We start from the raw sequence: 340 nt of genomic DNA on the forward strand, positions 1-340 counted from the left end.
CCGAACACGGAAGTTAAGCTCTCTAGCGCCGATGGTAGTTGGGGCCTTGCCCCTGTGAGAGTAGGACGTTGCCAGGCTAATATCATTCCGCAGTAGCTCAGCGGTAGAGCTATCGGCTGTTAACCGATCGGTCGTAGGTTCGATTCCTACCTGCGGAGCCATGATTGGAGAGCTGTCCGAGTTGGCCGAAGGAGCACGATTGGAAATCGTGTATACGTCACAAGCGTATCAAGGGTTCGAATCCCTTGCTCTCCGCCATAATATTTTTGGCCCGTTGGTCAAGTGGTTAAGACACCGCCCTTTCACGGCGGTAACACGGGTTCGAATCCCGTACGGGTCA

At 54.1% G+C, this 340-nt stretch carries 3 tRNA genes and 1 rRNA gene; all 4 read left to right on the forward strand.

Annotated features, from left to right (window positions below):
- Positions 1-77, forward strand: a 5S ribosomal RNA gene (rrf, locus tag JDS96_RS33545); the annotation flags it as partial.
- Between the two features lie 9 nt (positions 78-86).
- Positions 87-161: transfer RNA gene (locus JDS96_RS30900), tRNA-Asn, on the forward strand.
- 5 nt (positions 162-166) lie between these two features.
- A tRNA-Ser gene (locus tag JDS96_RS30905) sits at positions 167-258 on the forward strand.
- Between the two features lie 10 nt (positions 259-268).
- Positions 269-340 (forward strand) — tRNA-Glu (locus JDS96_RS30910).

Origin of the sequence: Bacillus cereus group sp. N21 (assembly GCF_016483395.1) — a bacterium.
Classification (GTDB): domain Bacteria; phylum Bacillota; class Bacilli; order Bacillales; family Bacillaceae_G; genus Bacillus_A; species Bacillus_A pseudomycoides.